Raw genomic sequence first — 5,275 nt, forward strand, 5'->3', positions numbered from 1 at the left:
CGCCACCGCCGACCAGAAGGAGGGCATGACCGCCTTCACCGAGAAGCGCCCCCCGGAGTTCAAGCACCACTGACCCCCGCCCGCCGGTGCCCGGGCCCCCTTTGGCGGGGGCCCGGGCACCGGCGTCGGCGCGTTCAGGGGCGGCGGGACACCCGGCGCCGATGCGGGAAGAAGCACGGGGCAGGCGCCGACGAGGGCCTGTGATCCAGGTGACGTGCCGTTGACTCCCGCTTCGGCAGCGTGGTCTGATGAACCGGTTTTTCACCCTCGGCACCCAGGGGAAGCCGGTCCGAATCCGGCGCTGACCCGCAACCGTAGATCCGCCCCCGGGCGGATGAGCCGGAATGCCTGGACCGGGGGTCTGTTCTCGAAGTACTTGCGTCGTCGCGGACTACGACGTGGTCATGGCGGTCCCCATGCCTGTCGGGGGTCGCCGGCTGCGCCGTTGCACCCGCGTCGATCGACCAGGGAGTAGCCGGTGAGGGTCAGCAGCAGTCGTACGCGGCACAGAGGCAGGGGAGTCGTGTCCCTGTTGGCCACCGGGGCGGTGGCGGTCGCGGCGGGCGGTACGGTGCTGCTCGGCAACCCCCGGGCCGCGGTCGCTGACCCGATCGAGGACTGTGCGGCGACGACCGGCGCGATCGTCGCCGTCGACTTCGGTCACTGGGGCGGCGGTATCGACAGCGGCTGCGATGCCGACCCCAGCACCGGCATGAACCTGCTGCACAAGGCGGGATTCACCAACGCCAGCGCCCAGCAGGCCGTCCTGGCCCCGACCGGCACCGTCCGCCACAACCCGGACGGCGGCACCACCCCGCCCGCCGGGAGGACCCCGGACCCGGCCAGGGGCACCGCCTACCTGACCGACCGGGCGCGCCTGATCGACGGCCACTACTACGAGGCCTTCCCGGCCTTCGCCGACTTCGGCCTCACCATCGACGGGGCCTTCGCCCTCGCCGCCACCGGCACGGACGACACCGCGCTGCGCGGGATCGTCGACTTCCTGGACCGGCAGGGCAAGGACGCCAACGAGCGGACCGTCAACGACTGGACCGGGATCGGCACCGAGTACGCCGGGGGCGGCTCCATCGGCAAGGAGGCGCTGCTCGCCCAGAGCGTCGGCCGCGACCCGCGCGCCTTCGGCGGCCACGACCTGATCGCCGCCCTCGCGGCGGTCACCTGCGCCAAGGCCGACGACAACACCGGCTGCGCGGGCGCCGGCAACTACACCTGGGCCACCTCGGTGTTCTCCCAGGCACTCGGCATCATGGCCCAGCTGCGGGCCGGTGACACGGCGAACGCCGCCGCCCCGATCGCCTACCTGAAGAGCCTCCAGCACGCCGACGGCTCCTGGCCCAGCCTGATCCCCGCCACCGGTGACTCCGACGTGGACAGCACCGCGATGGCCGTGATGGCGCTCGCCCTCGTCCCCGGCGACGAGGCCGCGGTAGCCGTCGACAAGGGTGTGGCGTGGATCGCGGGCCGGCAGCTCGCCGACGGCGGCTTCCCCGGCGCGGCCGGCGACTCGACCAACTCGGCCGCGCTCGCGGTCCAGGGCATGACGCTCCGCCGGTCCGCCCACGGCGCGGGGATCGCGAAGGCGCTGGACTTCCTCGCCGGTCAGCAGAACGACGACGGCGGGTTCAACGTCGCCTCCGAGGGGCAGCGGGGCTCGGACGTGCGTGCGTCCACGCAGGTGCTGGGCGGTGCGACCGGGGTCTCGTTCGGGACGCTGCGGCGGGACCTGGGCGGGACGCCTACGCCTACGCCGACTGATACGGCGACTGCGACGGCGACCGTGACTGCTACGCCGACCACCACCGCTACGGCGACTGCTACGCCGACGGCTACCGCGACCGCTACGGCGACTGCTTCGCCGACCGCAACGCCGACGCCGACCGTGACGGGTACACCGAGCCCGACCGCGACGCAGACGGGTACCGCGTCGCCGACCACCACCGGTTCCCCGACGGTGACCGGTGCTCCCGTCCTTCCTGGCACGTCCGTCCGGCCGGCCGACACCGCCCCCGTGGCCGGCGGCATCGATGAGCCCGTCCGTGGTGGCGGCGCACCGGTGGCGGCCGTCCCGGTCCAGGTCGGCAGCGGTGCCGTCAGCGGTGGCGGCCTCGCCAGTACCGGCACCGAGACTCTGGTGCTCACCGGAGCCGCCGGGCTGCTGACCGCGCTCGGTGCGGCGGCCGTGCTCGTCGCCCGGCGCCGTACCGGAACCGCCCCGGGGCGTCACCGGTGAGCCGGCGGTTCGGCCGGCTCACCGCGGCCGCAGCCCTGACCTTCGCCGTCGCGTTCGGCGGCGTCGGTCCGGCCGCCGGTCCGGCCGCCGCCTCGCCCCTGCCGATCGAGGAGTGCACGACCACGTCCGGTGTGGTGCTGGCGGTGGACTTCAGCAAGTGGGGCGGTCCGCTCCTGCGTTCCTGCGGCACCACCCCCACCACCGGGTACACCCTGCTCAACCAGGGCGGTTGGAAGACCACCGGCACCGGGCACGACGGTCCGGCGTTCATTTGCCGCATCGGGTACAGCGGCTTCCAGGGGGGCAAGCAGTTCCCGGCGCCGGACCAGGAGAAGTGCGTCCTGACGCCGCCGGCCACGGCGTACTGGTCGTACTGGCACGCCGATCCCGGCCAGAACGACTGGTCGTACAGCCAGTTGGGCGCGATGAGCTATCAGCCGAAGCCCGGCAGCGTCGATCTGTGGATCTTCGGCGGTACCAACATCGAGGGCACCGAGGGCCGTCCCTCCGTCTCGCCCGACACCCTGCGGGCGCACAACACGGCCCCGGGCGGCGGGACTACGCCGGTGACTCCCGAACCGCCCCAGCCGCCTGCGGGTTCGGGTGGCAGTGGCGGCGGTAGCACCGGCAGTACCGGCGGCGCGAACGGCGGCTCGTCCGGTACGAGTTCGGCAGGTTCGTCGGGCGCGTCGGCTTCGTCGGGTTCCTCGGGCTCCTCGGGTTCGTCGAGCGGGAGCGCGAGTGGCTCCTCGGGCGGCACCGGCGGTGCTGCGTCCTCCGGCTCGGGTTCGTCGAGCTCCTCGGGCGGCAGCACCGCCGGTGGCACGGGCAGCGGCAGTGCGGGCTCGGGCGGCGCGCCCGTCACGAAGCGCCCGCCCGCGACCGGCAGCACGACCGGCGGCACGTCCGGAGCCCCCGTCGGCACCCGGCCCGCCACCACCCCGGCGAGCCCGCCGGCCGAGGCGCCCGCGCCCACCGCCCCCGAGCCCGAGGCCCCGGCGGTGCCCACCGCGCCCACCGAGGACCCCTCGGCGGAGCCGGCCGCCGCCGACACCCCGCCCGCCACCGCCACCGACACCGAAACCGCCGCACCCGCCCCCGACGCCGGTCCCTCGGCGCCGGCGAACGCGGGCGGCCCCGTGGTGGTGGACGCGGCTCCGGCCGCCGACGCCCCGCACGACTCCGGGTCGATGGTCCCGGCCGTCGTCGGCGTCGTGCTGGTCGTGGCGCTCGGCGTGGCCACCGCCGTCACCGCGCAGCGCCGTCGCCGACAGGCCGGGTGACCGGGTGGCCATGCTCGACGGGCGCACCGCCGACGCCCCGCGCCCCGTGCGGGCCGGACGGGGCGGAGGAGGCGGACGGACCCCGCGGAACCTGCACCCGCTCGCCTGGTGGACCTGGGCGCTCGCCCTGGCCACGGCGGCCAGCCGCACCACCAACCCGCTGCTGCTCCTGCTGGTCCTCGCCGTGCTCGGCTACGTGGTCACCGCCCGTCGCACCGACGCCCCGTGGGCGCGCGGCTTCGGGTACTACCTGGGGCTGGCCCTCACCGTCGTGGCGATCCGGGTGGTCTTCCGCTGCGTCTTCGCGACCGGTATCACCCCGCACGACCACCTGCTGTTCTCGCTCCCGCACATCCCCACCCCCTCCTGGTACGCGGGCATCGAGATCGGCGGCCCGGTCTCCCTGGAGGCCACCCTCTCGGCGGCCTTCGACGGACTGCGGCTGGCCTGTCTGATCTGCTGCATCGGCGCCGCCAACACCCTCGCCAACCCCAAGCGCGCCCTGCGCGTCCTGCCCGGCGCCCTCTACGAACTCGGTGTCGCCGTGACGGTGTCGCTCAGCGTCGCCCCGCAGCTGGTGCAGAGCGTCCAACGGGTCACGCGGGCAAGGAGGTTGCGGGCGGGCCGGACCAAGGGGGTCCGCGCGCTGCGCAGCATCGTCGTCCCAGTGCTGGAGGACGCCCTGGAGCGTTCGCTGCACCTGGCCGCCGCGATGGACTCGCGCGGCTACGGACGGGCGGGGACGGCCACCCGCCGGTCCCGCCGGACCACGGGCGCCCTGATGCTGCTCGGCATGTGCGGGCTCTGCGCCGGGGTCTACGGCCTGCTGGACGGAACCGCCCCCGCCGCCCTGGGACTTCCCGCGCTGGTGGCCGGCGCCGTCCTGTGCGCGGCGGGTCTGGCGCTCGGCGGGCGCCGGGTGCGGCGCACCAGCTACCGGCCGGACCGTTGGCGGGTCGCCGAGTTCGGTGTGGCCGGCTGCGGTGTCGCCGCCGCCGTCCTGCTCTTCGCGACCGTCGGTTACGACGCCGCCGACCTCAATCCTTCGCTGTACCCGCTGACTTGGCCGAGCCTTCCGATCGTCCCGGTGCTGGCCCTGCTGCTGGCCGGAGCCGCCGGGGCGATCGCACCGCCGCCCGGCCGCCGTCCCGGGCCGGCGACCCCGCCCGGGCCGCGTCCGACGGACGGAACGGGGCACCACCGCACGACGTCCAGCAGCACCGTGCCCGACCGCACCACGTCCGACCGCACGACCACCGAGGTGAGCAAGTGATCCGATTCGACCGGGTCGGCGTGGTGTACGAGGGCCGCGGCGCCCCCGTCCTGCGCGAGGTCGACCTGCATGTCCCGGAGGGCGAACTCTGCCTGGTGGTCGGTCGGACGGGCGTCGGCAAGTCGACCCTGCTCGGTGCTGTGAACGGTCTGGTGCCGCACTTCACCGGCGGCACCCTGCGCGGCCGGGTCAGCGTCGACGGCAGGGACACCGCGCACCACCCGCCGCGTGAACTGGCCGACGTGGTCGGGGTGGTGGGTCAGGACCCGCTGGCCGGCTTCGTCACCGACACGGTGGAGGAGGAACTCGCCTACGCGATGGAGCAGTTGGCCGTCCCGCCGGAGGTGATGCGCAAGCGCGTCGAGGAGACCCTCGACCTGCTCGGACTCGCCGACCTGCGCCACCGCGCGCTCCACGAGCTGTCCGGCGGCCAGCAGCAGCGGGTCGCCATCGGCTCGGTGCTCACCG

Annotated in this window: 3 protein-coding genes, 1 pseudogene and 1 riboswitch; all 4 genes and pseudogenes read left to right on the plus strand. The window is 74.8% G+C overall.

Going from position 1 to position 5,275, the window contains the following annotated elements; translation table 11 throughout:
• Positions 1 to 238: 238 nt before the first annotated feature.
• Positions 239 to 372, plus strand: a riboswitch (cobalamin riboswitch).
• Between the two features lie 151 nt (positions 373 to 523).
• The gene (locus VR45_RS30925) at positions 524 to 2,251 is read left to right on the plus strand and encodes a prenyltransferase/squalene oxidase repeat-containing protein (protein WP_234326330.1); all 1,728 of its coding nucleotides are present in this window, start codon (positions 524 to 526) and stop codon (positions 2,249 to 2,251) included.
• Positions 2,252 to 2,286: 35 nt separating this feature from the next.
• Positions 2,287 to 2,808: pseudogene (locus VR45_RS30930) on the plus strand (hypothetical protein); the annotation flags it as partial.
• 736 nt (positions 2,809 to 3,544) lie between these two features.
• Positions 3,545 to 4,807, plus strand: coding sequence for an energy-coupling factor transporter transmembrane component T (locus VR45_RS30940; protein WP_078896983.1), 1,263 nt, complete (start codon positions 3,545 to 3,547; stop codon positions 4,805 to 4,807).
• Positions 4,804 to 5,275 (plus strand): ABC transporter ATP-binding protein (locus VR45_RS30945; protein ID WP_045943182.1); only part of this gene is annotated, 472 nt, incomplete at its 3' end. The genes VR45_RS30940 and VR45_RS30945, both read left to right, overlap by 4 nt.

The sequence above is a fragment of the Streptomyces sp. NRRL S-495 genome (assembly GCF_000966955.1).
GTDB lineage: Bacteria > Actinomycetota > Actinomycetes > Streptomycetales > Streptomycetaceae > Kitasatospora > Kitasatospora purpeofusca.

Coding starts and splice junctions, on each gene's coding strand:
- VR45_RS30940 (WP_078896983.1), top strand. CDS start 3,545: ATGCTCGACGGGCGCACCGCCGACGCCCCGCGCCCCGTGCGGGCCGGA.